Origin of the sequence: Roseovarius pelagicus, from assembly GCF_025639885.1 — a bacterium.
Classification (GTDB): Bacteria; Pseudomonadota; Alphaproteobacteria; order Rhodobacterales; family Rhodobacteraceae; genus Roseovarius; species Roseovarius pelagicus.
Window position 1 is genome coordinate 379,209 of record NZ_CP106738.1, and the last position, 25,126, is coordinate 404,334.

The following is a 25,126-nucleotide window of genomic DNA, read 5'->3' on the forward strand; positions in this document are numbered from 1 at the left end:
CCGGCTGACGACATACCAACTACAAAAACACCCGTTCCACGAACCAATACGCTCCCACTGCCGCAATCACGCATGACGCGGGAACGGCGATCCGGGCGCGGTACCAGTCCTTGTTACGGAACCACACACCGACTGCCAGAAACGCCAGTGCAATCACGGTCAGCTGGCCCAGTTCGACGCCCACGTTGAAGCCAAGCAGCGCCGGGATGAACTGTTCTTGTGGCAATCCGAACTCACCCAGCACACTGGCAAAGCCCAGCCCGTGCAACAACCCGAAGCAAAAGATCACCACAGGCCGCCAGGGGCTAAGCCCGCGTGCCCAGATGTTTTCGACCGCGACATAAGTAATCGAGGCGGCGATCAGCGGCTCAACAATGCTGCCCGGTACGGTGACCCAGCCCAATGCCCCCAAGGCCAGCGTGACTGTGTGCGCGGCGGTGAATGCAGTGACCTGCCACAGCAGCGGACGAAACCGCGAGGACAGGAAAAACAGGCCCAGTACAAACAGGATATGATCCAGTCCCTTGGGCAGGATATGGTCGAAACCGACAGGGATGTAACTGGCAAAGGCCTGCCACCCCCCTGCGCATCGCCCCCGCCGATACCGATTGCCGGGCTGGATTCGCCGCCCGCGATATAGCCAGTGTAAGGTTTCTCGACCCCCTGTTGACGCAACACCAGCTCGCCAAAGCCCGCGCCCCATCCCATCGTCACGGTTTGGGTGCCGCTTGGGACTGGTCCGCTCAGGTGCAGCACCGTGTTGCGCGGTAGCTCTGTATTGCCCACCGCTGCGACCTCAACCATGTCCAGTTGAAGCGGTATGGCCGTTTCACCGGCCCGCAATGTGATCCCGGCGGCCAAATCATCCCAGCCTTCACGCAACCGGGTTTCCAGTGCCTCAGGTGGAAGGGCACGCAGCGCGTCGTAACTATCGGATTGGTCGGTTTCATTGGTGTTCGTCACGTTGTCCAGGTCAATGCCCGCCACGAATGCTTCGGCGTTCATTTTGATTTGCAGCGCGGCTTGGCCATCCGTGACAGTCAGATCGGCAATGCTGGGCGAAACCTCGTGCGATAGCGCCGCCATACCCCAGAACATCATAACAAAGCTTGACAGTGCTGCGCACCAGTTCAGTTTACCCACCATGAAACACCACCTCACCATTACACTCGCCTGTCTAGTTACCTTGCTTTGGCCAGCGCGCGCCAGCCTTGCTCACGAGTTTTGGATCGAACCTACGCAGTTTCAAGTCGAAAATGGCGCCACGCTCACAGCGTCGTTGCGCAATGGGCAGGATTTCGAGGGTATCAACCTGGCCTATTTCGACCGCCGCATCGTTCGTTTTGATTGGCATATGAACGGCGTAACCACACCCGTTGTGGCCCGCGCGGGCGATACCCCGGCACTCAGCATGACAGCTCCTGCGCCGGGGTTGATGATCCTCACGTATCAATCCACGCCCAGCAAGGTCAGCTACAGCGAATGGGAGAAATTCGCGCGTTTCGCTGAACATAAGCGTTTTGCAGATATTACCTCACGCCATGCGGAGCGCGACCTGCCCGACGCCGACTTCACCGAAGTCTATACCCGTTATGCCAAAAGCCTGATCGGCATAGCGGGAGCGCGGGGCGACGACCATGCCACAGGGCTGGAGATTGAGATCGTCGCGCTGCAAAACCCCTATACCCGTAGTGAAACTGACCCCTTGCCCGTGCAGGTACTCTACCAGAACGTCCCGCGCGCCGACGCGCAGGTCGAGATTTTTGCGCGTGCGCCGGATGGTACCGTCACCGTGTCGACAGCCCAAACGGACGACCAAGGTATTGCACAGGTGCCTGTGCAGCCCGGCCATGCCTATCTGTTGGACAATGTGGTGTTGCGCGCCCCTGCGCCTGATGTGGCTGCCGAACATGATGCGGTGTGGGAAACGCTTTGGGCATCGCTTACCTTTGCGATCCCCAACTGATCCGGTCTGCATTGATTGTTCTGGGGCATCGGCCTGCCACATTGGGCGGTCATTAGGCTTGTTTCCACCGCGTCAGCGCGCCACAAGGTTATCATGCAGCCAGACGAACAAATCCTGTGTATCGGATCGGTCCTGTGGGACATCATCGGACGATCCGCCAGCCATATGCAACAAGGTGCAGATGTGCCGGGCCGTATCCGCCGCCTTCCCGGCGGTGTTGCGCTTAACATCGCGATGGCGCTGGTGCGCGCCGGTCTGCGCCCGTCCATGCTCAGCGCTGTGGGTCGTGATCCTGAAGGCGACGAATTGATCACAGCTTGCGGTCATTTGGGGATCGAGACGCAGCATATCTACCGCTCTGACGACCTGCCAACGGACCGCTACATGGCGGTCGAAGGGGCCAACGGCCTGATCGCCGCCATTGCCGACGCCCATTCACTCGAGGCAGCAGGGGACAAGATCCTGTCGCCGCTCGCCGATGGCCGCCTCGGCAGTGCTGAGCAGCCTTATATCGGTCCGGTGGCACTGGACGGTAACCTGACGCAAAACCTGTTGGAGACGATTGCCACCAGTGATTTGCTGGCGCGTGCCGATCTGCGTGTCGCGCCCGCATCACCTGGAAAGGCCGAACGCCTGCTGCCTTTTGTGCAACGCCATGATGCAGTCCTCTATGTCAATATCGAAGAGGCGGGCATCCTTTGCCAGCGGCAGTTCCGCACCGCGCCCGAGGCCGCCGAGGGGCTGCTGGAACGCGGTGCCGCGCGCGCACTGGTCACCGATGGCGGCAATGCAGCCTGCGATGCTGGGCAATCGGGGCCCGTCACGGCGATGCCGCGCGAAGTGTTGGTTACCCGTGTTACAGGCGCCGGTGACACGTTCATGGCCGCCCATATCGCGGCCGAACTGCGAGGTGCTGATCGCTCTGCTGCTCTGGCCCATGCGCTCGACACGGCTGCCACCTATGTTTCTGGAGATATTGCCACATGATCCTGCTTCACTGGTCTGACGAGGTACGCGCCGCACGCGACGCCGACGCCCCGATCGTGGCGCTCGAAAGCACCATCATCACCCACGGCATGCCCTATCCGCAGAACCTGCAAACGGCCCGCGCGGTAGAGGATGCAGTGCGCGCCAACGGTGCGGTGCCCGCCACCATCGCCGTCTTGGACGGGGTGCTGCACATCGGACTGAGCGATGCGCAACTTGATGCGCTGGCGCAGACACCAGACGCGCGCAAACTCAGCCGCGCCGACCTAGCCGCCTGTATCGCCACCGGTGGCACGGGTGCCACGACGGTGTCGGCCACAATGATTGCCGCCGCACATGCCGGGATCGCGGTCTTTGCCACCGGAGGGATCGGCGGCGTTCACAAGGGCGCTGAAACGACGTTCGACATTTCAGCCGACTTACAGGAATTGGCGCAAACCCCGGTCACAGTGGTCTGCGCCGGAGCCAAAGCAATCTTGGATCTGCCAAAAACCTTCGAAGTTCTGGAAACGCTGGGTGTTCCGGTTATTGCCTACGGACAGGACGTCCTACCCGCCTTCTGGTCGACACGCTCTGATCTGGGTGCACCTTTGCGCATGGACCGCGCTGCACAGATTGCGGCGGCCCACCGCGTGCGGGGCGCGCTTGGTCTGCCCGGCGGACAGTTGGTTGCAAATCCGATCCCCACCACGGATCAAATTTCCACTGAGATAATGGCGCCACTGATCGCGCAGGCCACTGCCGAGGCCGAGGCGGCAGGGATCACCGGTAAGGCCGTGACGCCGTATCTGCTGGATCGCCTTTATACGCTAACCGATGGACGCTCGCTCAAGGCCAACATCGCGTTGGTTTTGAACAATGCGCGCCTTGGCGCTGAAATCGCTTGTTGCCTATCTGTCAGGCAAGGTTGAATGTCTTTTCTGTCTGCCCCGCTGCCGGCGCGCATCACCATTGCTGCCCACGTCAATTGCGCTTAGATAACTGAAGATTAATGAAGCGAGCCACCCGATGAACACGCCTTTCGACGAAGATCCGGTCGTTCCGCGCCGCCCCGGCCTGCTGGCACGGTTCCGCGCGAGCTTCCTGACGGGGCTGGTGGTGATCGCCCCTGTTGGTCTGACGGTATGGCTGATCTGGACACTGATCGGATGGGTGGACGGCGTTGTTCTGCCGCTGGTGCCCTATGAATTCAATCCCGAACGATACATCGGTATCAACCTGCGCGGCGTCGGGGTCATTTTCTTTCTGGTGTTCACGGTTATTGTCGGCTGGATTGCCAAGGGGCTTATCGGAAAGTCGCTGATCCGGTTTGCGGAATCTTTGGTGGACCGGATGCCCGTGGTCCGCTCGATCTACTCGGGTGTGAAACAGATCGCCGAAACGATTTTTGCCCAGACCGAGCGTTCTTTCGAAAAAGCCTGCCTTATCCAGTATCCGCGCAAAGGGATATGGGCCATCGGATTTATCTCGACCTCGGCCAAAGGCGAGATTTCGCGCCGCGCGGAAACCGGCGGGCAGTTGATGAGCATTTTTCTGCCCACCACGCCGAATCCAACTTCGGGTTTTCTGCTCTTTGTTCCAAAAGAGGACGTGATCGAGCTCGATATGACTGTCGAGGATGCGGCTAAGCTGGTGATTTCGGCCGGGCTTGTCTATCCGGGCAGCAAGAAATCACCGGACGACGCAGACACCGCTGACAAGGACGACTGAGGACGGTGCCACCGCGAATGTGGCCATTGCGTACCCGGTGCGTACCCGGCCTTGGCTTTGGACTAAACGCAAAACGCGTTAGCTAAACATCGCCGTCAGGTCGGTGGTGCCACGGGTGCCGATATCGTCCTTGTGCGCATCCAGAAACGCTCCCGCCGCCGCGCGGCCTGCATCCCTTAGTTTGCCCAGCATAAAGGCTGTCGGCACCAGTTTGGTCGCGACAGACAGATCACGCATAAGCGCATCATCGGCAACCATGTGCACATATAGCCGCTTGAGCCCGCCTTCGGGAACGCGCCCAGTATCCAACAGCCGCTGCGCAAAGGAAATCGCGCGCAATTCGCGCAAAAGCGAACTGTTAAAACTGATTTCGTTGATCCGGTTCTGGATGTCTTGCGGGCTGCGCGGGACTTCGGCGCGTTCAAGTGGATTGATGTTAACAATGAGGATATCAGCGGGCAGATCAGCGTCAAAGAGCGGAAAGAGCGCCGGATTGCCTGTATAACCACCATCCCAGTAATGCGCTCCGTCGATCTCTACTGCCTGAAACAATGTCGGCAGGCAGGCGGACGCCAATAGCGCATCGGTGCTGATGTCATGGCCGGAAAAGATGCGTATCTTGCCACTATGCACATTGGTTGCCCCGACGCAGAGCAGCGGCGCGTCTTCTGCGCAAACTTTGTCATATTCGAAGGCTTCGACTACGGTGCGCAATGGATTGCTGTAGAATGGCCCATAGGCATAGGGGGATACCATGCGTGACAGTGTATCGGTGATCGTGAAAGGCCAGGATTGCTCCAGTGCTGCGCTGACCGAAGCTGGCATCGGCAGCGCCCCGGCCATCCACGCCGGCATGCGCATGTCCTGAACGGCCCCCATCCGCCCCCAAAGCCAGTTAAGGTTAGCGCGCGCGCCGTCGCGCCCGTTTTCGACCCAACCAGCCTTGAAAGCGGCACCGTTCAGCGCCCCGGCAGAGGTGCCCGAAATCGCCGCCACCTCTATCTCTTCGTCGTCCAGAAGCCGGTCCAGAACTCCCCAAGTGAACGCCCCATGTGCGCCGCCACCTTGAAGGGCCAGATTGATACGTTTCACTGCCATAGATTGCTGACCCTTCTGAGCATAGGTTGGATGCCTCCGGCGGGTATATTTTCAGCCAGAAGAAGTAAAAGAGAGGTCACTCAGAGCGCAGTCCAGCCGCCATCGACGCTGATTGTGGTGCCCGTGATCTGCGCTGCCGCGTCCGAGCACAGGAACAGGGCCGTGCCGCCCAGTTGCTCAACGGTGGCGAATTCCTTGGATGGCTGGCGGGTCAGCATGACATCGCGGATCACATCCTCGCGGCTCATGTCGTATTCTTTCATCGTGTCGGGAATTTGTGCCTCTACCAGAGGGGTCAGCACATAGCCCGGACAGATAGCGTTGGCGGTGATCGGCTCTTGGGCCGTTTCCAACGCCACGACCTTGGTCATGCCGACGATGCCATGTTTGGCCGCGACATAAGCGGATTTGTACGGCGAGGCGGTCAACCCATGGGCGCTGGCGATGTTGACGATACGGCCCCACCCTGCCTTGCGCATCATCGGCAGCGCGGCGGCGGTGGTGTGAAATGCCGAATTCAGGTTGATCGCAATGATTGCGTCCCACTTTGCCGTCGGGAATTCGTCAATGGGCGCCACATGCTGGATGCCGGCGTTGTTGATCAGGATATCACAGGCGCCTGCGGTCTCGATTAGCCCACGGCAGGCATCAGGATCGGACATGTCCGCCTGAATATATCTGACGTTCGCGCCGGTTTCCTCGGCAACATCGCGTGCCAATGCGTGATCCTCGGGCGAATCGGTGAACGAGTTGAGCACCACATCTGCACCTGCCTTGGCCAACTCGCGTGCGATCCCCAGCCCGATACCAGAATTCGATCCTGTGACGATGGCGGTCTTGCCTTTGACGCTCATGTGATGCACTCCCTTTCTGACGTTGCAGGTGCAGCATACCATGCTGCAATTGCGAATGTCAGGGCGGATTTTCGGGCATCGTTCAAGGGCTGATCTGTCGATGTGCAAACAGATGGCTGGTTCAAAAAAAAAACGCCAGCGCAAGGCTGGCGTTAAGTTATTGAGGCAGGTTTCATACAGGCAAGAAACCTATCGAGCAGTGAGACCTTTATAATCAATCTCGCGGCCGCATCCAAGCTAAAAGTTTGAAAAGACATGAAACCGACTTTACCGTTTGCCCCAAACAAACAACGCGCACGAAGGATTGTTGCCGATATGAGATCACTATTTTTCCGCGCGACACAGCGTCTTGATGCACTTTTGCCCGCTGCTGTTCTGGCGATTCTGCTGTCCAAATCTGCTCTTGCCGACTCGGCGCATGGCATAGCTATGTATGGCTCTCCCGCCTTGCCACCTGATTTTGTGTCCTTACCTTACGCCAATCCAGACGCTCCCAAAGGGGGGCGTGTTGCGACGGGCAATGTCGGCGGGTTCGATCTCGCTCAATCCGTTTCAGCTGACCGGCTCCCCGCCATGGCAACTGCGATATTTTGCCTACGAGTCCCTGATGGGCCGATCTTGGGACGAACCGTTCACGATTTACGGCCTGTTGGCCGAATCGGTCGAGACAGGCGCGAATCGCGAATGGGTCGAATTCACCCTTCGGCCCGAGGCCCGATTCTCTGACGGCACACCGGTCACGCCCGAAGATGTGATCTGGTCGTTCCGCACGATCGGCAGCGAGGGTCACCTGCGTTATCGTGATCTGTGGTCCAAGGTCGAAACGATTGAGCAGACCGGCCCGCGATCCGTACGCCTGACATTCAACGCCGCTGAGCAGGACCTCGCCTTGCTGGCCGGACTGCGCCCGATCCTGAAGAAAGACCAGTGGAGCGAAACTGCCTTTGTCGATGGCACGATCGAGGACATTCCGATCGGCACCGCGCCCTATGTCGTGTCCAGCTACGAGGTGAATCGCAATGTCGTGCTGACCCGTAATCCCGACTATTGGGGCAAGGACCTGCCCCTGCGGCGAGGGACCAACAATTTCGACGAAATCCGGATCGAGTTCTACGGCGACAACGCAGTGTTAAAGGAAGCATTCAAAGGGGGCACGGTGTCTTACGTCCGCGAATTCAACGCCGAGAAATGGGAGACGCAATATGATTTCCCAAGCGTTCAGAACGGCGACATCGTAAAATCAGAGATCCCGCATCAAAAGCCGTCAGGCATCACCGGCTTCGTGATGAACACGCGGAATCCGCCACTGAATGATTGGCGGGTCCGAGAGGCATTGCTGCATGCGTTCAATTTTGAATACATCAACGACACTCTCACAGGTGGTCGCCAGCCCCGCATCACGTCGTACTTCTCCGGCTCGGAACTGGCCATGTTGCCTGGTCCCGCCCCCGACGAGGTGCGCGCATTGTTGGAACCTTTTTGGGAAACCCTGCTGCCCGGCACGCTGGAGGGGTACGCCCTGCCGGTCAGCGATGGCACACAACGCAACCGGCGCAATATCAGGGCAGCGATGAAGCTGTTGCAAGAGGCGGGATGGACTGTGCAGGAAGGCGTGATGCGCAACGCGGCGGGTCAACCATTGGAACTGACCGTTGTTCTGCAACAGGACGGGTTGATCCAACAGGCCACCTCGATCATGGATATCTATGCACGGGCGTTAGAAAGGCTGGGGATCAGGCTGACGATCGAAAGCATCGACAAGGCGCAATATGCCGAGCGCGAACGCACCTATGATTTTGACCTGACCTTCATCCGCCGGGCGCTGTCGCTCAGCCCCGGTAACGAGCAGTATTTTTACTGGGGGTCGGATGGCGTTGACACGCCGGGCAGCCGTAACCTGATGGGAATGAACAGCCCCGCCGCCGAGGCGATGATCGCCGCGATGCTGGCAGCAGACACCCGAGAGGCATTTATCACAGCCACCCGCGCGCTGGATCGGGTGTTGATTTCAGGTCGCTATGTTATTCCGATTCATCAGTACTCTGTCGGGCGTATTGCCCATATCCGTCAGTTGCACTATCCTGATGATCGGTTACCGATCTATGGCGATGGTGTGGGGTTCCTGCCCGAAGTCTGGTGGTATGCCGATGAGTAGACGAGCAGAAGATCATCACAGACTGAGAAAATCAGCGCGATGAATGAAACGAACGAAAAGCAGGCAAGGCTAATTTGATGAGAAAGTGGATCGTTGTTGCGATGCTGACCGCGTTGGCGGGATGTGCCACTGTGGATGGTGTCGGACGTGACATCTCTGGTGCAGCGCGTGGCGTGCAAGGCTGGTTCTGACCAGTTCGCCCGTCAGCACAAGCACATGGTCTCGAAATCGAATCGGGGCATGAATAACGATAGAACCTCGGGCGCATCCGGGGCTTTTTCTGTTTGTCAGGTCAGGGCGGTAACCCACAGGATCGTGGCGTCCTCGGGGCTGGTTGAAATGACATTATGCCCCATCGTCGCGTCATAATAGACGCTATCCCCGCGACGCATCTCGACGGGTTCGTAGAATTCGGTGTAGAGCCGGATAACCCCGGTCAACACATAGAGAAACTCTTCGCCGTCGTGACGCACCCATCCGTCGAACTCTTCGATTTTGCGCGCGCGGATGCGGGCCGTGTAGGGCATCATCGCCTTTTGTCGCAGGCTACCAGCCATCAACGTGTGCTCATAGGTGGCTGTGGCATAGGGCGTTCCACGCCCTACACGGGTCACATCCATGCGCCCGTTGATTTGCCCCTGCTGAGGTGGAGTAAAAAGCTGCGGCACCGAAATCTCTAGCCCGACCGCCAGCTTTTTCAGAGCATCATAGGTTGGCGACATCTGGCCGTTTTCGATCTTTGATAGCGTTGACCGCGCCAGACCCGCCTGACGGGCGGCTTGTTCCAGCGTCCAACCGCGGGATTTTCGCAGGTCACGGACCCGCGCGCCCAAGTTTAATGGCTCGCCCTGATCTGTTGCGCCATCGTCACGGGATATCTGGATCAGGTTTGCATTGCGTGTGCTCATATTCTCCACCTATACGCCAGCCATTTGTGGGCTTGCAATGGTCGCGCGTGCGGCCTAGGCCAATGATATGGTATCTCTTTTCGATGTGGGACCCTTCCCACCCTGCCCCGCTTCATTCAATATGGCCGCCCATGTGCTGGACTGCGCAGCGACGCACCCGGACAAGGTAGCACTGTCGATACTTGGTTTAAATCGTGCGACGCACTGGCGGTATGGTGAACTCCGCTCTGCTGTATTGGCCACCGGCCAAGGGTTGCTGGCCGCCGGCGCGTCCCCCGGAGACCGGGTGTTATTGCGGCTTGGAAATACTGTCGAGTATCCCATTGCCTATCTGGCGGCAATTGCCGTGGGCATAGTCCCGATTCCCACGTCACCACAATTAACGGCGACCGAGGTCGCCAAGGTGTTGACCCATCTCGAGCCAACCCTGATCCTGCATGACGCCGATGTATCCTGTGCAGAAACCGACCGACCTGTCCTGAATACCCGTGCCCTGCGCGCCTTTTGGGGCGGTCCAGAGGCCGATTGGCAGATGGGCGATCCGAACCGTCCAGCCTATATCGTCTATACCTCCGGTACGTCGGGCACGCCGCGCGCCGTGGTCCATGCCCATCGCGCAGTCTGGGCGCGGCAAATGATGCATACCGGTTGGCTCGGGGTTTCTGCCGACGACAGATTGCTTCATGCCGGGGCGTTCAACTGGACCTACACGATGGGTGTCGGATTGATGGATCCGTGGCGTGCTGGCGCGACGGCATTAATCCCCGAACCGGGGGTTGCCGCAGAGCAGCTACCTCTCATTCTTAAATCTTATGAAGCCACGATATTTGCGGCCGCACCAGGTGTTTACCGTAAGTTTCTAAAGCAGGGCAGTTCCCTTAACCTGCCCAAGATTCGCCATGGCGTGTCCGCAGGGGAAAAGCTGTCCCAATCAATCGCCGATAATTGGCGACAGGCGACGGGTACGCCGATTTTCGAGGCATATGGCCTCTCGGAATGTTCGACATTTCTCTCGGGGTCGCCGTCTCAGCCGGCCCCACCCGGTACGCTTGGCAGACCACAACCGGGCCGCCGCGTTGCTATCCTTGGTGACGACGGCCCCGTTCCGATCGGAACACCCGGTGTGATATCTGTTCATCGCGCTGATCCGGGACTGATGCTGGGCTACGAAGGCGCGGCCGAGGCAACAGCGGCCAAGATGCAAGGCGACTGGTTTCGGACTGGTGATTTGGGTCAGATGGATGCAGATGGCGCGATCACCTATCTGGGTCGAGACGACGATATGATGAACGCAGGAGGTTTCCGTGTTTCCCCGCTCGAGGTGGAAGCGGCATTGGCAGATTGTCCCGGCATCGGCCAAATCGCGGTGACGGACATCGAAATCAAGACCGATGTGCGCATCATCGCCGCCTTCTACACCAGTGATACACCACAGAAGGACGCGGACCTGCGCGCCTATGCCAGCACGAAGTTAGCCAACTACAAGCAGCCCCGTGCCTATTATCGTGTTGATCACATTCCAGCGAACGCGAATGGTAAAGTCGCGCGAAAGTCACTGCATTCACTTCTCGAAGGATAATGCCTAGTCACATTTTCCCCGCCTTTACCCGTCGTCTGACGCGGCAAAATGGAATTGACCTTGCTTTCTGCTGATCGAGCATAACGCGAGGCCCTGCCCGAGAGCTTCAGCAACTGCTATCTGTCGGATGTTAATAAGGCCAAAGTTCACGCCTGATGTTTTGCGACGTGCGAGCGCCTGGCAGCAGTGACAAAGGAGGGTTTGGCGCTCGACAAGGGGTCAAATCCGCGATGCGCACGGTCAAGTACAACGGCAGCATACCCCGCTGTCTGGATGACGCCTGACAGGTGTAGGTTAGCCTAAGATTGATTTCTTCCCGTTTGGCTGCCCTATTTCGCAAGCATGGCGATCAGATTTGACCCGCTTTCGGGGTGTACCACACGCTGTTCCGGCCTATATGTGCCCTCCATCCTGTCTTCTTGGGAATGCCCATTCTATCAAAAGGCCCTGCTGTCATGACTGATACTGTCAAGCTCGACATCATCTCTGATCCGATCTGCCCATGGTGTTACATCGGCAAGACACTGCTCGACCGCGCGTTGGAGCAGCGCCCGGATCATCCCTTTGTTATTGAATGGCATCCCTTTCAGCTCAACCCTGACATGCCAGCCGACGGCATGGATCGCCGCGCGTATCTAGAAACCAAGTTTGGCGGCAAGGAGGGTGCGGTGCGTGCCTACGCGCCCGTGGTAGAACGCGCCAAGGCGGCGGGCCTTGGCATCAATTTCGAGGCGATGCAGCGAACGCCCAACACGCTTGATGCGCACAGACTACTGCATTGGGCCGGGATCGAGGGCAAGCAGGACGCCGTTGCGATGGCATTATTCCGCGCCTATTTTGAGGATGGTCGTGATATCGGCGACCACGAGGTTCTGGGCGACATCGCCGACGGGTTGGGCATGGATGCCGCCGTGGTGCACAAACTGTTGAAAAGCGACGCGGATCGCGACGACATCAGCGCCCGTGACACACAGTTCCGTGAGATGGGGATTACCGGTGTGCCGACCTTTATCGTCAACGGTCAGCATGCTGTGCCGGGCTGTCAGGACACAGATCTGTGGTTGCAGGTGATCGACGATATCATCGCCCGCATTCAGGCCGCCGACTGACTTTGCCGATGACCAGCTTTCGGGTCATCACCCTTGTTTCCACATTGCTGCTGGTGATGTGCAGCGGCACGGTATTCTTCGGGCTGACCGTAGGCTGGAGTTAGCTCGACGCCTATTTCTTCACCGTCGTGACCCTGCTTACCGTCGGATATGGCAGCCTTGTCCCGGTCACGGCCGCGGGCAAGATCGGTACGCCGAGCTTCATCTTTGTCGGCCTCGGGGCTTTCGCGGTCACGATACAACAATTCGTTAGCTACACATTACGCGAGCGAGAACATGGCGGTCATCTGCGGCGCCACCCCGCGGGGGCGTTTGCCCACAAAGAAGATCGATCCGGTCCCGAGGACTGATCCGCTAGCAGATCATAGGCGCTTTGCCTGCAAGTAAAATTGTATACGTTCGCATACAGTGCTTCCCCCTCCCCGCTTTTTGAGGTATGAGGCCCCATAAATTCAATTCACCTTTCCCCGCAAAGGACACCAGAATGACCGATACATCCCGTCCCGATATCATCTACACCAAGGTCGACGAGGCGCCCGAACGCGCCAGCGCATCGTTGTTGCCGATCATTCAACGATTTGCCGCCGCTGCAGATGTTTCTATCGGTACCAAGGATATCTCTCTGGCGGGGCGCATCCTCGCTACCTTTCCGGATCACCTGACAGACGATCAACGTATTCCTGATGATCTGGCAGATTTGGGTGAGTTGGTGAAAACACCAGATGCAAACGTCATCAAACTTCCCAACATCTCTGCCTCGGTGCCGCAATTGCTCGCGGCAGTCCGTGAATTGCAGTCCCAAGGCTATGCGGTGCCAGATTATCCCGAAACACCCGAAACGGATGCGCAAAAGCAGATCCGCGCGCGTTTTGACACGATCAAGGGGTCTGCGGTGAACCCGGTCCTACGCGAAGGCAATTCCGACCGCCGGGCCGCGGCTGCTGTCAAAAAATTCGCGCAGAACAATCCCCACCGCATGGGCGAGTGGAGAGCAGACAGCAAAACGCGTGTTACCAGCATGTCCGGCGATGATTTCTTCTCGAACGAAAAATCCATCACTCTGAAAGATGCCGCCACAGCTAGGATTGTGTTGAAAACGGCCTCTGGCGAGACAGTTCTAAAGGACGCGGTTTCCTACCCGGCAGGCACCGTGGTCGATGCTACATTTATGTCGGCTGAGGCATTGGACGACTTTCTCGCGGCCGAGATCGACCGGACCAAGTCCGAAGGCGTGCTGTTTTCACTGCATATGAAAGCTACGATGATGAAGGTTTCCGACCCGATCATCTTTGGCCACGCGGTCAAAGCCTGGCTCGCGCCGGTATTCGAGATCCACGGTGATCGGATGAACGATCTGGGCGTGAACCCCAATTCCGGCCTTGGCGATCTGCTCGAGCGGGTCAAGGATGTCCCCGAGATCATGGCTGCGATTGAGGCAGTCACGGCAGAGCGTCCGCCGATGTACATGGTGAACTCGGACAAGGGTATCACCAACCTGCACGTACCATCTGACGTGATCATTGATGCGTCTATGCCCGCCCTGATCCGCGCGGGCGGCAAGGGCTGGGGCCCTGATGGCAACGAGGCAGATACCGTTTGCGTCATCCCCGACAACTCTTATGCACCTGTCTATGATGAGGCGGTCAAGTTCTTCAAAGCCAATGGCAAGCTGAACCCCGCCACGGCGGGGACTGTCCAAAACATCGGCCTGATGGCGCAAAAGGCCGAGGAATACGGCAGCCATCCGACCACCTTTGAAATCCCCGAAGATGGGACGGTTCAGATGATCCTGGGCGATGGGACAGTTCTGCATGAACATGCCGTTTCCAAGGACGATATCTGGCGGTCTGCGTCGGCCCGCAAGGCGCCAATTGAGGATTGGGTCAATCTGGCCATCGAACGTCAGAAAGCGACTGGCTATCGCTCGATCTTCTGGCTGGACGCGAACCGCGCCCACGATGCTGAGCTCATCGCGCTGGTCAAACCGATCCTTGAGGCCAAAGGTGTAACCGACAAATTCGAAATCATGGCCCCAGCCGAGGCAACGCGCGCGTCACTGGAAACAATCACCAAGGGTGAGAACACCATCGCAATCACCGGCAACGTGCTGCGCGATTATCTGACTGACCTCTTTCCGATCCTCGAACTGGCGACATCGGCCAAAATGCTATCAATTGTGAAGCTGATGCAAGGCGGCGGCCTCTTTGAGACTGGCGCAGGTGGCTCTGCGCCCAAACACGTTCAGCAGCTGGATGAGGAAAACCACCTGCGTTGGGACAGTCTGGGAGAGTTCTGCGCACTCGGCGAAAGTTTCAAGTTTCTTGCCGATGCCAAGGGCAATGTGCGCGCGCGCGTTCTGGGCGAGGCAGTCGAGGCCGCAACCCAGGGCATTCTGGATCACGACCGTTCGCCCAGCCGCAAAGTCGGTCAGCCGGATAATCGCGATAGTCACTATTGGTTCGCCCGTTACTGGGCCGAAGCACTGGCGGCACAGTCGGATGACGCGGCATTGGCCGAAGAATTCGCACCGGTGGCCAAAGCATTGGCCGAAAACGAGACCGCGATCACCTCCGAACTGGCCGCTGCGCAGGGTCGACCGGCAGATACCGGTGGCTATTTCCACCCCGACCCGAAAAAGCTAACGGCTGTCATGCGCCCGAGTGCGACGTTGAATGGGATCATTGGCTAAACCGTGAATTGACCAGCATGACAACACCGCCTTTGACCTTCGTCAAGGCGGTGCTATCTGCTGTGCAGGCAAACCACGCATATCTGTAGCATTCCGAAAGGCTGTCACATGTCCAAGATCAAAGTCGATAATCCCATTGTAGAGCTAGACGGCGATGAAATGACCCGGATCATGTGGGATTTCATCAAGAAAAAGCTGATCTTGCCATATCTCGATATTGATCTGAAATACTATGATCTGGGCATCGAAGAACGCGACCGTACCGAAGATCAGATCACCGTCGATGCCGCCCACGCGATTCAGGAATTCGGGGTCGGCGTAAAGTGCGCCACGATTACGCCGGATGAAGCGCGGGTCGAGGAATTCGGCCTGAAGAAGATGTGGCGCAGCCCAAATGGCACGATCCGCAATATCCTGGGCGGAGTGATCTTTCGCGAGCCGATCATCTGCAAGAACGTGCCGCGCCTCGTCCCCGGCTGGACCAAACCTATCGTTGTGGGGCGTCATGCGTTCGGCGATCAATACCGCGCCACCGATTTTAAATTTCCCGGCGCGGGCAAGCTGACGATCAAGTTCGTCGGCGAAGATGGCACAGAGATAGAGCACGAAGTATTCGACGCCCCCGACAGCGGCGTGGTCATGGCGATGTACAACCTCGACAAGTCGATCATTGATTTCGCCCGTGCGTCAATGAACTATGGTCTGGCAAAAGGTTGGCCGGTTTACCTGTCGACCAAGAACACCATTCTCAAGCAGTACGATGGTCGGTTTTTGGAACTGTTTCAGCAGATTTTCGACACTGAATTTGCCGACAAGTTCAAAGCGGCAGGCATCACCTATGAACACCGCCTGATCGACGACATGGTTGCCTGCGCGATGAAATGGAATGGTGGCTATGTCTGGGCGTGCAAAAACTACGACGGCGATGTGCAATCTGACACCGTTGCGCAGGGTTTTGGATCGCTCGGATTGATGACGTCCGTTTTGATGACACCGGACGGACAGACCGTCGAGGCCGAAGCGGCACACGGCACTGTGACGCGACACTACCGCCAGCACCAGAAGGGCGAAGCGACATCGACCAATTCAATCGCGTCAATTTACGCATGGACCGGCGGACTGAAGCATCGCGCAAAGCTGGACGAGAACGATCCGTTGCTGAACTTTGCCGAAACTCTGGAAAAGGTCGTGGTGGACACAGTCGAATCTGGTCACATGACTAAGGATCTGGCGCTTTTAGTTGGTCCGGACCAAAGTTGGCTGACCACGATGGGTTTCCTTGAAAAGGTCGATGAGAATTTGAACAAAGCGCTGCCGGGCTAAGCCTTCGTACACCTTTCATTTCCCCCATTTGGGCGGGGGTATCCAAAGCGCCCGTCCTTTTAAACGCTGTCGTTTCGGAACCTTCCCATGGCTCACCGGGTTGTTCATTGCAACAACAAGGACGGGATATGGCGGACAGCACCGAGACGATTGCAGACAACGCGGCTGAGGTCGCCAGCGCGGCATCACAGTCTGTTTGGGCAATAGCCCCAGAACCGATGCGCGAAAAGCTGAACGATTACATCGAAGGTTTCTGGGCCGTTCTGCCTCAACTCATCGCGTCGCTTATCTTTGTTTTGTTGGTTTGGGTCGTTGCTGCACTTGTACGTGCCTTCCTGCCCCGTATCCTTCGACGCGCGCGAACCCGCAACGCGTTGATCGAAGTGTCTACAATGCTGTTGACCGTACTGATTTGGTTTTTCGGCCTTCTTATTGCGGCAACGATCGCTTTCCCCACCATAACCCCCGGCAAGGCACTAACGGCGCTGGGTGTGGGCGGTATCGCGATCGGTTTGGCGTTCAAGGACACGTTTGAGAATTTCTTTGCCGGTGTACTGGTTCTTCTTCGAGAGCCGTTTACCCGAGGTGATTTTATCGAATGCGAGGGCATCGAAGGACAGGTTGAACTGGTCACGGTTCGGGACACGCGGTTGCGCCAGACCGACGGTCAATTGGTTGTCACACCTAATGGATTCTTGTTCAAAAATCCGGTCACTGTACGCACATCAAAGGACCTGCGCCGCACCACGATTATCTGTGGCGTCGCATACGGAGAGGATGTAGATGCCGCGCGCGACGTCATAGCAGAGGCGGTGCGCAAGGTTGATTTAGTGCACAGCGATGTCAAAGATGTACAAATCTATGCCCACGAATTCGCGGATAGCTCCATAAATTTTGAAATCACTTGGTGGACCGGCTCTACGCCGCTCGATATCCGGCAATCGCGTGACAAAGTCATTGCCGCGGTAAAGAGGGCGCTTGACGACGCCGAAATCGAAATTCCGTTTCCTTATCGGACACTCACGTTCAAGGACCCGCTTCGCACCCGCGCAGAGAACGGCAAAGATTCGGAACGTTCTGACGAGGATACAGTCAATGCATAATCACCAGTGTTGGCGTCATCCCATTTGGCGTAACCGCTTGAGCAGGCTGGATGTGTCCCAGCGTCCTCCGCCCATTTTCTGTACATCCTTGTAGAACTGGTCGACCAGTGCCGTGACCGGCAGAGATGCGCCGGTTTCATTGGCCGTATCCAGACAGATCCCCAGATCCTTGCGCATCCAGTCCACCGCAAATCCGTGTTCGAAATGGTCGTCCAGCATCGTCTCGTACCGGTTTGCCATCTGCCAACTCCCGGCGGCTCCCTGGCTGATCACTTCGGTGACCGCGCGCCCGTCCAGCCCTGCCTTTTCGGCAAAGTGCAGCGCCTCGCTCAGCCCCTGAACCAGTCCGGCAATGGCGATCTGATTGCACATTTTTGTTACTTGCCCCGCCCCGCTATCACCGATCCGGCGACAAAGCTTGGCATAGGTATTCATCACCGGTTCGGCTGCATCATAGGCCGATTGGTCACCGCCACACATGATGGATAGCTGCCCATTTTCCGCGCCCGCCTGCCCGCCTGAGATTGGCGCATCGACGAAATTCAATCCGGCATCCTTGGCCATCGCATACAACTCTTCGGTAACTTTTGATGACACGGTCGTATGATCGACAAAGGTCGCGCCGGGTTTCATCCCTGCAAAAGCACCATCTTCACCCAGACAAACCGAGCGCAAATCATCGTCATTGCCAACGCAGGCCATTACGAAATCGGCGTCTGCCGCAGCCTCTCTTGGGGTTGTCGCATGGGTGCCACCGTGTTCGGAGGCCCATTTTTCTGCCTTTGCGGTGGTCCGGTTGTACACACAGACCGAATGACCCGCAGCCTGCAAGTGGCCCGCCATCGGATAGCCCATAACTCCCATGCCCAAGAATGCCAGTGTGCTCATGTTCTTTCCCCGCTTGCCATTGTCTTGGCCTGAATTTCTGACTATCCCGGCCCAGGATGCAAGGGCAAATGACAGGTTAAGTGGCGCGGCCAATGGCAGATCTCTTCAAATGGTTGATGCGGATCACGGGCGTGCTGTTGGCGCTGGCGGTACTGGCGGTCATCGGGCTCTACTTTTTGTTGTCACGCTCACTGCCCGAGTACGATAAATCGCTCGATGTGGCGGGCCTCTCTGCGCCGGTCGAGATTGTACGCAACAACGCCAACGTTCCACACATCTTCAGCGAAAAAGATACCGGTGTCTTCTTTGGCCTTGGATATTCGCATGCGCAGGACCGGCTATGGCAGATGATCGTATTGCGCCGCACAGCGCAGGGTCGCCTGTCAGAGGTGTTCGGGACACGGACACTGAGCGTAGACAAACTGCTGCGCCGGTTCGACATCTACGGGGCCGCGCGTGCATCGGTGGCGGCGCAGGATCCGGCCACGACGGCCGCACTCGAAGCTTATGCCGCGGGAGTGAACGCCCGCGTGGACGAAATCAATTCCTCGGCCTTGGGGCGCGGCGCGCCCGAGATGTTCCTCTTTAATGCACCGATTTCGCCTTGGTCTGCCACGGACAGCATTGCAATTATCAAGCTGATGGCGGTTCAGCTATCGGCCCAGATGAGTCACGAGGTACGCCGCGCGCGCACATCGCTGGTTCTGGGGGACTCAGCCCGGTTGGCGGATATTCTGCCCGATGCGCCCGGCACCGGTATCGCCGCACTGCCGGACTACGCCCAGTTGATGCCGGGGCTGGAGCTTCCGCGCTATGCGATCGGCACACCGATGCCGCAACACCCGCTTTCTCCATTCCCTGCGCCAGAATTCGCCGGTGCCTCGAACGCATGGGCCGCAGCGCCGTCGCGTTCCGCTGCTGGCGGTACACTCTTGGCTAACGATCCCCATCTGGGGTTTTCAGCGCCTGCGATCTGGTATCTGGCACGGCTGGAACTGGTCAGCGGAGGGGTGATCGGTGGTACAATACCCGGTGTACCGGCCGTTCTGACAGGGCGCAGTGAACGGTTGGGATGGGGCATCACCTCGGCCAATCTTGACGATCAGGACGTCTATATCGAGCAGTTGAATCCCGACAACCCCGAAGAATACCTGACGCCGGATGGATTCAAACCATTCGAAACGCGCCGCTCGATCATCAACATTTCCGGAGAGGACCCGGTGACGATGACCTTGCGGTGGACCGAGAATGGCCCGGTGCTGCCCGGGTCGCACTACAACCTAGGGACGGTGACACCTTCTGGTCATGTGGCCAGCCTCGCTTGGACCGCGCTCAGCGCGCATGATACAACCATGAGCGCCGCGATTGCCCTGATGCGGGCAGGTACCGTCGAGGATGCACTTGAGGCCGGTGAACTCTTTGTAGCTCCGGCCCAGAATCTTACCGTCGTGGATCGTGAAAAAATAGCGATGAAACTGATGGGTGCAATGCCCCGCCGCAACGCCGATCACGAAAGCCAGGGACGCCTGCCCAGTCGCGGTTGGATTGATAATAACCGCTGGCAGGGGCGTTTTCCGCACTCTGCGAACCCAGAATTCGTAGCCCCGGTTGGTGGTATCCTTGGCAATACCAATAACAAGACGGTTGACCGGCCTTTTCCCCAACATGTCAGCTATGTCTGGGGCGATACGCAGCGTATTCATCGCTGGCAGCGGTTGATGCAAACCCGACATGTCCACACCAGAGACAGCTTTATCGAGGCGCAACTGGATACCGTCAGCTTTACCGCAAGGTCGTTGCTGCCACTCATTGGTGCCGATCTGTGGTTTACTGGCGAAAGCGCGCCCGAAGGCTCTGCTCAGGGTCTGCGTCAACGTGCCCTGTCGCTTTTGGCCGATTGGAATGGCGAGATGAACGAACATCGGCCAGAACCGCTAATTTACGCGGCATGGCTGCGTGCGCTCCAAACGCGATTGGCCAAGGACGAATTAGGACCGCTCAACTCCGAGTTCACCCATGCCGACCCGATATTTATCGAGCGCGTCTATCGCGATGTAGATGGCGCGGCGATCTGGTGCGACGTGGTCCAGTCCAGCCCGGTTGAGACCTGCACAGATATCGCCCGACTGGCGTTGGACGATGCATTGGTCTGGATCACAGACCGCTATGGAACAGCTTTGGAATCGCTTCGCTGGGGCGATGTTCATCAGGCGGTTCAGGATCATCCGGTTTTGGGGGACGTCCCGTGGGTGCGGTATTTCGTCAACATCCGACAATCCACCTCGGGTGGCGACCACACACTGCAACGCGGACTGACACGCGGCACAGGACCGGACCCATTCCAGAACGTGCATGGTGCCGGATATCGTGGTGTATATGACTTTGCAGACCCTGACAGCAGCGTTTTCGTTATCTCTACCGGTCAGTCGGGGCACTTCCTCAGCAGGTATTACGATGATCTTGCGCAGCTTTGGCGGCGAGGGGAGTATATTCCGATGTCACTAGATCCGCAGTTGGCCCGCGCGGCGGCAGTCGGGATCACCAACCTGCGCCCTGCCAGTCCCTAGATCGTGATGATCAACCACCCCATGTAAGCCAGATACGCCGCGAACAACAGCGCGCCTTCTGCCCGTGAAATCCGCGCCCCGGAATAGCCGAGCACAAGCAGCAGCACCGTGGCGCCCAACATCACCCATATGTCAAACGCCGCGATCTGATCGGGAATATTCAGCGGCTGTACCAAGGCAGTCACTCCGAGAATGCCGAGGATGTTGAAAACATTGCTGCCCAGAATATTGCCCAACGCCACCTCGCCTTCTCCCTTGCGTGCAGCAATTACCGATGTGACCAATTCGGGCATGGAGGTGCCGACTGCAACGATTGTAAGACCGATCAGAGCCTCTGAAAGTCCCAGATCTGCCGCGACTGCGATTGCGCCACTGACCAAAGCATGCGCGCCCAGCAGGACGAAGATCAAACCGCAGGTGAAGAGCAGCGCCGCGCGGCCGATACCGGAGCGGGTCATTGAAACGTCGTCGACCGTCTCTGGTGCGTGACTGCGATGCTCCAGCCAAAACGTGGCGACAAGATACAGGACCAACACCAAAAACAACCCCAACCCCGCGAGTCGTCCCATTGTGCCCGATAGCACGGCGATAACGCACAGCACTGTTGCCAGCAGCATCACCGCGCCGTCCCGTGCCAGCACGCCCTGCGGCACCGCCAAGGCCGATATTATCGCCGCCAGGCCTAGGATGAGCAGAATGTTGCTAATATTGCTGCCGACAACGTTACCGACGGCAATACCCGGCGACCCTGCCAATGCAGCATTGAGGCTGGCAGCAAGTTCTGGGGCGGATGTGCCGAATCCGACTAGTGTTATTCCGATCACCATCGAACTCATGCCGATTCCGCGCGCCATCGACACAGCGCCACGAACCAGCAATTCGCCACCCGCCAAAAGGGCGATCAACCCTATGCTAACGAGAAAAATATCCATCACCGGCGTTTACTCTGGGCTTTGAAACCGGGATGCCTGGGGCAAAGCCGACCCGCAGTACTGCGCAAATGGGAGCGAGATGTTATGCTGTCAAGGGGCCTAGTTCAGCGCGTTAAACTGCGCCGCTTCGCGCGCCGTCCAACGTATCGTCAGGTCGAATCCACTGTCGGTTTGCACTTCGTGTTCAACCAGCCCACGCTCAAACAGCCAAGCACGTTTGCGGCCTTCGTCAAAACGCAGATGTAGCTGTTTCTCTTCGGTCTCTGGCGTGAGCGCCGCTGCGATGCGCGCCACCAATGCCGACATTCCCTCTCCCGTCACTGCGGAAAGTGCCTGTACGTCCTCTAACCGCTCTGCGCGGGTCATCATCGCCGCGCGGTCATCATCGTCCAGTAGATCAATCTTGTTCCATATCTCGATTCTCGGCGTGTCCTCTGCCACATCAAGGCTTTCCAGAATTGCCTCTACGTCCTTCTTCTGAGCTTCTGTCTCGGGGTGGGCAATATCGCGCACATGGCAAATCAGGTCCGCACTCAGCACCTCTTCCAGTGTTGCCCGAAAAGCAGCGACCAGCTCTGTCGGCAAATCGGAAATAAAACCAACGGTGTCACTCAGAATAAGCTCTGGACCACCTTCCGGCAATTCGATCCGGCGCATCGTTGGGTCAAGCGTGGCAAAGAGCATGTCCTCTGCCATCACTTCGGCCCCTGTGAGGTGGTTGAACAGCGTCGACTTGCCGGCGTTCGTGTATCCCACCAATGCGACGATCGGGAATGGCACCTTGGCTCGTGCAGCCCGATGCAGGGTCCGGGTTTTGACCACCTTTTCCAACTGGCGGCGCAGGCGCACCAACTGATCGTCAATGGCCCTTCGGTCCGCCTCGATCTGCGTTTCACCGGGGCCACCGACGAAACCGAGACCGCCACGTTGCCGCTCCAAGTGCGTCCAGGCCCGTACCAGCCTTGTGCGCTGATAGCTCAGCGCAGCCATCTCGACCTGCAATACACCTTCTCGGGTGGCGGCACGGTCACTGAAAATCTCCAGAATCAACCCGGTTCGGTCCAATAGCTTTACGCCCCAGGCTTTTTCGAGATTGCGTTGTTGTACTGGCGTCACGGGCCCGTCGATCAACACTAGTTCGATGTCTTCCGCCTCGAATTTTGCGCGCAGTTCTTCGATCTTGCCCTTACCGAACAGCATACCGGGATGTGCCTTGGGCAGCTTGACGACTGTGCCACCCACTGCCTTGAGACCGGGCAGCGCGTGAGCCAGCCCCATCGCCTCTTCCAATGCCAACGCGGGTGTGCGGGCAGAGTCGTCGCGAGACCAGATATCAGGGTGCAGCACCCATGCGCGGGTGTCTACGGGCGCGTGATCCATCAAGTGGGGTCGTCACCATCATAAAGGTTGATCGGCGACGACGGCATGATGGTCGAAACCGCATGCTTATAGACCAGCTGAGACTGCCCATCGCGGCGCAGCAGAATACAGAAGTTGTCGAACCAAGTAATAACGCCCTGCAACTTCACACCATTGATCAGGAAAACCGTGACAGGTGTTTTCGTTTTGCGCACTTGATTCAGAAATGCGTCCTGCAGATTTTGACGGTCAGAAGCCATTTATCCCCAAAGCCTTTATTCTTGTATGCGCGGCGGATCCGTGCCGGAATTTTATACTTGATACCAAGTATGTCTCGCCCGTGACAGAGTTTCCAGCCTAAAAATCAATTCCCTGTCAGTGTTTAGTTCCAACTCGTCTCAATCCCGCCACAGGGACGGATTGATCAACGCGATTATCGCCAGCGTTTCGAGCCGTCCCAACACCATAGCAGCGCATAATACCAGTTTCGCTGCCGGACCGATCTGACTAAGTATGATCGGCGCCTCGCCGGCTACTTGGGTCAGTGGCCCCGTGGTCGACAGCGTGGCGATCGACAGGATCAACGATGGTTCGAACCCGAGCCCGAGCCCGCAAAGAATGACCGTGATCGTCGCCAATGACAGCGCAAAGAGCATAAAGAAAATCCAAGCCACGAATGCGCCCTGCCGTCGCATGCGGCGGCTGCGCGCGCCTGCCCGCCCCACTGACGACGGATGTACCAGTCGTTCCATCTCGCGCTGACCGTTGAGGTAAAGCGCGTAGACCCGCAACAGCTTGACCCCGCCGGCCGTGGTCGCGACACCGCCCCCCACCAGCGACAGGCCCAACAGAATCAGCCCCGGCGTCCCAAGACCGGACCAGTCACGCGCCGTCTCCCAATAGGCACTTTCAAATCCGGTTGTGCTCAGGAATGACAATACGCTGAACGTGCCCCCCCAGAGCGCCCCGATGGCCGTCGGGATTTCTTCGAACTGGTCCACCTCGAGCGCACCCAACCAATGTCTTGAAAACAGCAGCAACGGTACACCGAGGATCAATAGCATTCCCAGCCGAAACTCTGGATCATGATGCAGTCCGGGGCGCGCAGTCGTGATCGTGTCGGATGAAAACGTGAGGCGTGAAAGTGCAAACATCATGAAAAAGAAGATCACGATCTCTCCACCCAGACCGGAGCCGGCATTCTGAACGCCGTTGACCGGTGAAATGCCACTGGTGGCCATGGTTGACATCGCATGTACAACCGCCACCAGCGGCCGATCGCCACACAACACCAGAAAGAGCCAAAGCGCCGCAGTCAATCCGATATAGATCGGCCCCAGCAAATACGTGGCCTGCCCCATGCGCTTGCCCGCGCCCGCGCGCTCGAACCGATCGAGACGTGTCTCGCCCTGCCCCGGCTCAGCCGTTGCTGTAACTTCGAAACCACCCAAATTTAGAGGCGCAAGTACCGCCGAGGCAGCAACCCACATCAGCAATCCGCCGAACCAGCCGACCATGCCCCGCCAGAGGTGCAGGCTATCGCCCAGACGACCCGGTGTGTTAAAGAGCGTCGTGCCCGTGGTGGTCAGTGACGAGACCATCTCGAAGTAAGCATTCAGAAAACTTGTATTGCGCACACCCTCGTAAAACGGCACCGCAAGGAACACCGGAAGCACGATGAATGTCAGGCACAGTGACAGAAGGTTGCTCAGGTCGCTGGCCTCGTGGCGACTGACGTTGCCGCTCATTGCCAAGCCAATCAATCCGACGGCGGCAAGCCCCAATATCCCGGAATATGCAAAGCTGCGAGAAACTGAATGATCCTCCAGCACCAGTGCATGCAACGCAGGCAGGAACATGGCAACGGATGCGATGCCTCCCAGGATCAGGATCAGAGGA

Annotated in this window: 19 protein-coding genes and 3 pseudogenes; 13 read left to right on the plus strand and 9 right to left on the minus strand. The window is 58.0% G+C overall.

The features are described from left to right. Positions 1-19: 19 nt before the first annotated feature. Positions 20-1,101: pseudogene (locus N7U68_RS21030) on the minus strand (HupE/UreJ family protein). Positions 1,102-1,144: 43 nt separating this feature from the next. On the opposite strand from N7U68_RS21030, the gene N7U68_RS02885 reads away from it, so the two are divergent. From N7U68_RS02885 to N7U68_RS02900, 4 genes are all read left to right on the plus strand, one after another. After that, a complete protein-coding gene (locus N7U68_RS02885) occupies positions 1,145-1,966 on the plus strand; it encodes a DUF4198 domain-containing protein (RefSeq protein ID WP_263048172.1) in 822 nt (273 codons plus the stop codon). A gap of 93 nt (positions 1,967-2,059) precedes the next feature. Beyond that, on the plus strand, positions 2,060-2,953 hold the full coding sequence (locus N7U68_RS02890) for a PfkB family carbohydrate kinase (protein WP_263048173.1): 894 nt from the start codon (positions 2,060-2,062) through the stop codon (positions 2,951-2,953). Further along, on the plus strand, positions 2,950-3,864 hold the full coding sequence (locus tag N7U68_RS02895; protein WP_263048174.1) for a pseudouridine-5'-phosphate glycosidase: 915 nt from the start codon (positions 2,950-2,952) through the stop codon (positions 3,862-3,864). Before N7U68_RS02890 ends, N7U68_RS02895 begins: the two co-directional genes overlap by 4 nt. Before the next feature lie 97 nt (positions 3,865-3,961). Next, the gene (locus tag N7U68_RS02900; RefSeq protein WP_165192225.1) at positions 3,962-4,663 is read left to right on the plus strand and encodes a DUF502 domain-containing protein; all 702 of its coding nucleotides are present in this window, start codon (positions 3,962-3,964) and stop codon (positions 4,661-4,663) included. Between the two features lie 78 nt (positions 4,664-4,741). Here the strand turns inward: N7U68_RS02900 and N7U68_RS02905 are convergent, their stop codons facing one another. Together N7U68_RS02905 and N7U68_RS02910 are read right to left on the minus strand one after the other, a co-directional pair. Then, positions 4,742-5,761: a patatin-like phospholipase family protein gene (locus N7U68_RS02905; RefSeq protein WP_263048175.1), complete on the minus strand. Its 1,020-nt coding sequence runs from the start codon at positions 5,759-5,761 to the stop codon at positions 4,742-4,744. Positions 5,762-5,841: 80 nt separating this feature from the next. Further along, positions 5,842-6,615 (minus strand): 3-hydroxybutyrate dehydrogenase, encoded by a 774-nt coding sequence (locus N7U68_RS02910; RefSeq protein ID WP_165192223.1) that lies wholly within the window; start codon positions 6,613-6,615, stop codon positions 5,842-5,844. Between the two features lie 315 nt (positions 6,616-6,930). Between N7U68_RS02910 and N7U68_RS02915 the strand changes: the two are divergent. Both N7U68_RS02915 and N7U68_RS02920 read left to right on the plus strand, forming a co-directional pair. Beyond that, a pseudogene (locus tag N7U68_RS02915) lies at positions 6,931-8,770 on the plus strand (extracellular solute-binding protein). Between the two features lie 77 nt (positions 8,771-8,847). Next, positions 8,848-8,961, plus strand: coding sequence for an entericidin EcnA/B family protein (locus tag N7U68_RS02920; RefSeq protein ID WP_165192221.1), 114 nt, complete (start codon positions 8,848-8,850; stop codon positions 8,959-8,961). Positions 8,962-9,057: 96 nt separating this feature from the next. Here the strand turns inward: N7U68_RS02920 and N7U68_RS02925 are convergent, their stop codons facing one another. Further along, positions 9,058-9,678 carry a helix-turn-helix domain-containing protein gene (locus N7U68_RS02925; RefSeq protein ID WP_263048176.1) on the minus strand — a complete coding sequence of 207 codons (621 nt, stop codon included), beginning with the start codon at positions 9,676-9,678 and terminating at the stop codon, positions 9,058-9,060. A gap of 67 nt (positions 9,679-9,745) precedes the next feature. Here N7U68_RS02925 and N7U68_RS02930 point away from each other — a divergent pair, with 67 nt between their 5' ends. The 6 genes and pseudogenes from N7U68_RS02930 to N7U68_RS02955 all read left to right on the plus strand — a co-directional run bounded on the left by N7U68_RS02930 (position 9,746) and on the right by N7U68_RS02955 (position 17,481). Further along, on the plus strand, positions 9,746-11,257 hold the full coding sequence (locus N7U68_RS02930; protein WP_263048177.1) for a class I adenylate-forming enzyme family protein: 1,512 nt from the start codon (positions 9,746-9,748) through the stop codon (positions 11,255-11,257). Positions 11,258-11,712: 455 nt separating this feature from the next. Next, on the plus strand, positions 11,713-12,366 hold the full coding sequence (locus N7U68_RS02935) for a DsbA family oxidoreductase (RefSeq protein ID WP_263048178.1): 654 nt from the start codon (positions 11,713-11,715) through the stop codon (positions 12,364-12,366). A 116-nt stretch (positions 12,367-12,482) separates the two neighbouring features. Next, positions 12,483-12,716 (plus strand): annotated as a pseudogene (locus N7U68_RS02940) (potassium channel family protein); the annotation flags it as partial. Between the two features lie 134 nt (positions 12,717-12,850). Further along, positions 12,851-15,055, plus strand: coding sequence for an NADP-dependent isocitrate dehydrogenase (locus N7U68_RS02945; RefSeq protein ID WP_263048179.1), 2,205 nt, complete (start codon positions 12,851-12,853; stop codon positions 15,053-15,055). A gap of 108 nt (positions 15,056-15,163) precedes the next feature. Continuing rightward, positions 15,164-16,378, plus strand: coding sequence for an NADP-dependent isocitrate dehydrogenase (locus N7U68_RS02950; protein WP_165192215.1), 1,215 nt, complete (start codon positions 15,164-15,166; stop codon positions 16,376-16,378). A gap of 218 nt (positions 16,379-16,596) precedes the next feature. Beyond that, positions 16,597-17,481: a mechanosensitive ion channel family protein gene (locus tag N7U68_RS02955; protein ID WP_263049105.1), complete on the plus strand. Its 885-nt coding sequence runs from the start codon at positions 16,597-16,599 to the stop codon at positions 17,479-17,481. Between the two features lie 15 nt (positions 17,482-17,496). Here N7U68_RS02955 and N7U68_RS02960 read toward each other — a convergent pair whose 3' ends face one another. Beyond that, a complete protein-coding gene (locus N7U68_RS02960) occupies positions 17,497-18,369 on the minus strand; it encodes an NAD(P)-dependent oxidoreductase (protein ID WP_263048180.1) in 873 nt (290 codons plus the stop codon). Between the two features lie 92 nt (positions 18,370-18,461). On the opposite strand from N7U68_RS02960, the gene N7U68_RS02965 reads away from it, so the two are divergent. After that, on the plus strand, positions 18,462-20,936 hold the full coding sequence (locus N7U68_RS02965) for a penicillin acylase family protein (protein WP_263048181.1): 2,475 nt from the start codon (positions 18,462-18,464) through the stop codon (positions 20,934-20,936). On the opposite strand, the gene N7U68_RS02970 is transcribed toward N7U68_RS02965, so the two are convergent. The 4 genes from N7U68_RS02970 to N7U68_RS02985 form a co-directional block, all read right to left on the minus strand. Continuing rightward, complete coding sequence (locus N7U68_RS02970) at positions 20,933-21,868, minus strand: calcium/sodium antiporter (protein WP_263048182.1); 936 nt, start codon at positions 21,866-21,868, stop codon at positions 20,933-20,935. The two genes, N7U68_RS02965 and N7U68_RS02970, sit on opposite strands and share 4 nt — an antisense overlap. Before the next feature lie 99 nt (positions 21,869-21,967). Continuing rightward, entirely contained in the window at positions 21,968-23,248 is a 1,281-nt protein-coding gene (hflX, locus tag N7U68_RS02975) for a GTPase HflX (protein ID WP_263048183.1), read from the minus strand. Next, positions 23,248-23,487 carry an RNA chaperone Hfq gene (gene hfq, locus N7U68_RS02980; protein ID WP_165192210.1) on the minus strand — a complete coding sequence of 80 codons (240 nt, stop codon included), beginning with the start codon at positions 23,485-23,487 and terminating at the stop codon, positions 23,248-23,250. The genes hflX and hfq overlap by 1 nt, the downstream gene beginning before the upstream one ends. A 138-nt stretch (positions 23,488-23,625) precedes the next feature. Next, positions 23,626-25,086 carry a TrkH family potassium uptake protein gene (locus tag N7U68_RS02985; RefSeq protein ID WP_373322989.1) on the minus strand — a complete coding sequence of 487 codons (1,461 nt, stop codon included), beginning with the start codon at positions 25,084-25,086 and terminating at the stop codon, positions 23,626-23,628. Positions 25,087-25,126: the final 40 nt, after the last annotated feature.

What these genes read in the sequence shown, in the direction of transcription:
- N7U68_RS02905 (WP_263048175.1), bottom strand. Translation starts at nt 5,761, where the DNA reads ATGGCAGTGAAACGTATCAATCTGGCCCTTCAAGGTGGCGGCGCACAT.
- N7U68_RS02935 (WP_263048178.1), top strand. Translation starts at nt 11,713, where the DNA reads ATGACTGATACTGTCAAGCTCGACATCATCTCTGATCCGATCTGCCCA.
- hfq (WP_165192210.1), bottom strand. Translation starts at nt 23,487, where the DNA reads ATGGCTTCTGACCGTCAAAATCTGCAGGACGCATTTCTGAATCAAGTG.
- N7U68_RS02970 (WP_263048182.1), bottom strand. Translation starts at nt 21,868, where the DNA reads ATGGATATTTTTCTCGTTAGCATAGGGTTGATCGCCCTTTTGGCGGGT.
- N7U68_RS02930 (WP_263048177.1), top strand. Translation starts at nt 9,746, where the DNA reads ATGGTATCTCTTTTCGATGTGGGACCCTTCCCACCCTGCCCCGCTTCA.
- N7U68_RS02985 (WP_373322989.1), bottom strand. Translation starts at nt 25,086, where the DNA reads ATGTTCCTGCCTGCGTTGCATGCACTGGTGCTGGAGGATCATTCAGTT.
- N7U68_RS02890 (WP_263048173.1), top strand. Translation starts at nt 2,060, where the DNA reads ATGCAGCCAGACGAACAAATCCTGTGTATCGGATCGGTCCTGTGGGAC.
- N7U68_RS02945 (WP_263048179.1), top strand. Translation starts at nt 12,851, where the DNA reads ATGACCGATACATCCCGTCCCGATATCATCTACACCAAGGTCGACGAG.
- N7U68_RS02955 (WP_263049105.1), top strand. Translation starts at nt 16,597, where the DNA reads ATGCGCGAAAAGCTGAACGATTACATCGAAGGTTTCTGGGCCGTTCTG.
- hflX (WP_263048183.1), bottom strand. Translation starts at nt 23,248, where the DNA reads ATGGATCACGCGCCCGTAGACACCCGCGCATGGGTGCTGCACCCTGAT.
- N7U68_RS02950 (WP_165192215.1), top strand. Translation starts at nt 15,164, where the DNA reads ATGTCCAAGATCAAAGTCGATAATCCCATTGTAGAGCTAGACGGCGAT.
- N7U68_RS02965 (WP_263048181.1), top strand. Translation starts at nt 18,462, where the DNA reads ATGGCAGATCTCTTCAAATGGTTGATGCGGATCACGGGCGTGCTGTTG.
- N7U68_RS02910 (WP_165192223.1), bottom strand. Translation starts at nt 6,615, where the DNA reads ATGAGCGTCAAAGGCAAGACCGCCATCGTCACAGGATCGAATTCTGGT.
- N7U68_RS02925 (WP_263048176.1), bottom strand. Translation starts at nt 9,678, where the DNA reads ATGAGCACACGCAATGCAAACCTGATCCAGATATCCCGTGACGATGGC.
- N7U68_RS02885 (WP_263048172.1), top strand. Translation starts at nt 1,145, where the DNA reads ATGAAACACCACCTCACCATTACACTCGCCTGTCTAGTTACCTTGCTT.
- N7U68_RS02895 (WP_263048174.1), top strand. Translation starts at nt 2,950, where the DNA reads ATGATCCTGCTTCACTGGTCTGACGAGGTACGCGCCGCACGCGACGCC.
- N7U68_RS02920 (WP_165192221.1), top strand. Translation starts at nt 8,848, where the DNA reads ATGAGAAAGTGGATCGTTGTTGCGATGCTGACCGCGTTGGCGGGATGT.
- N7U68_RS02900 (WP_165192225.1), top strand. Translation starts at nt 3,962, where the DNA reads ATGAACACGCCTTTCGACGAAGATCCGGTCGTTCCGCGCCGCCCCGGC.
- N7U68_RS02960 (WP_263048180.1), bottom strand. Translation starts at nt 18,369, where the DNA reads ATGAGCACACTGGCATTCTTGGGCATGGGAGTTATGGGCTATCCGATG.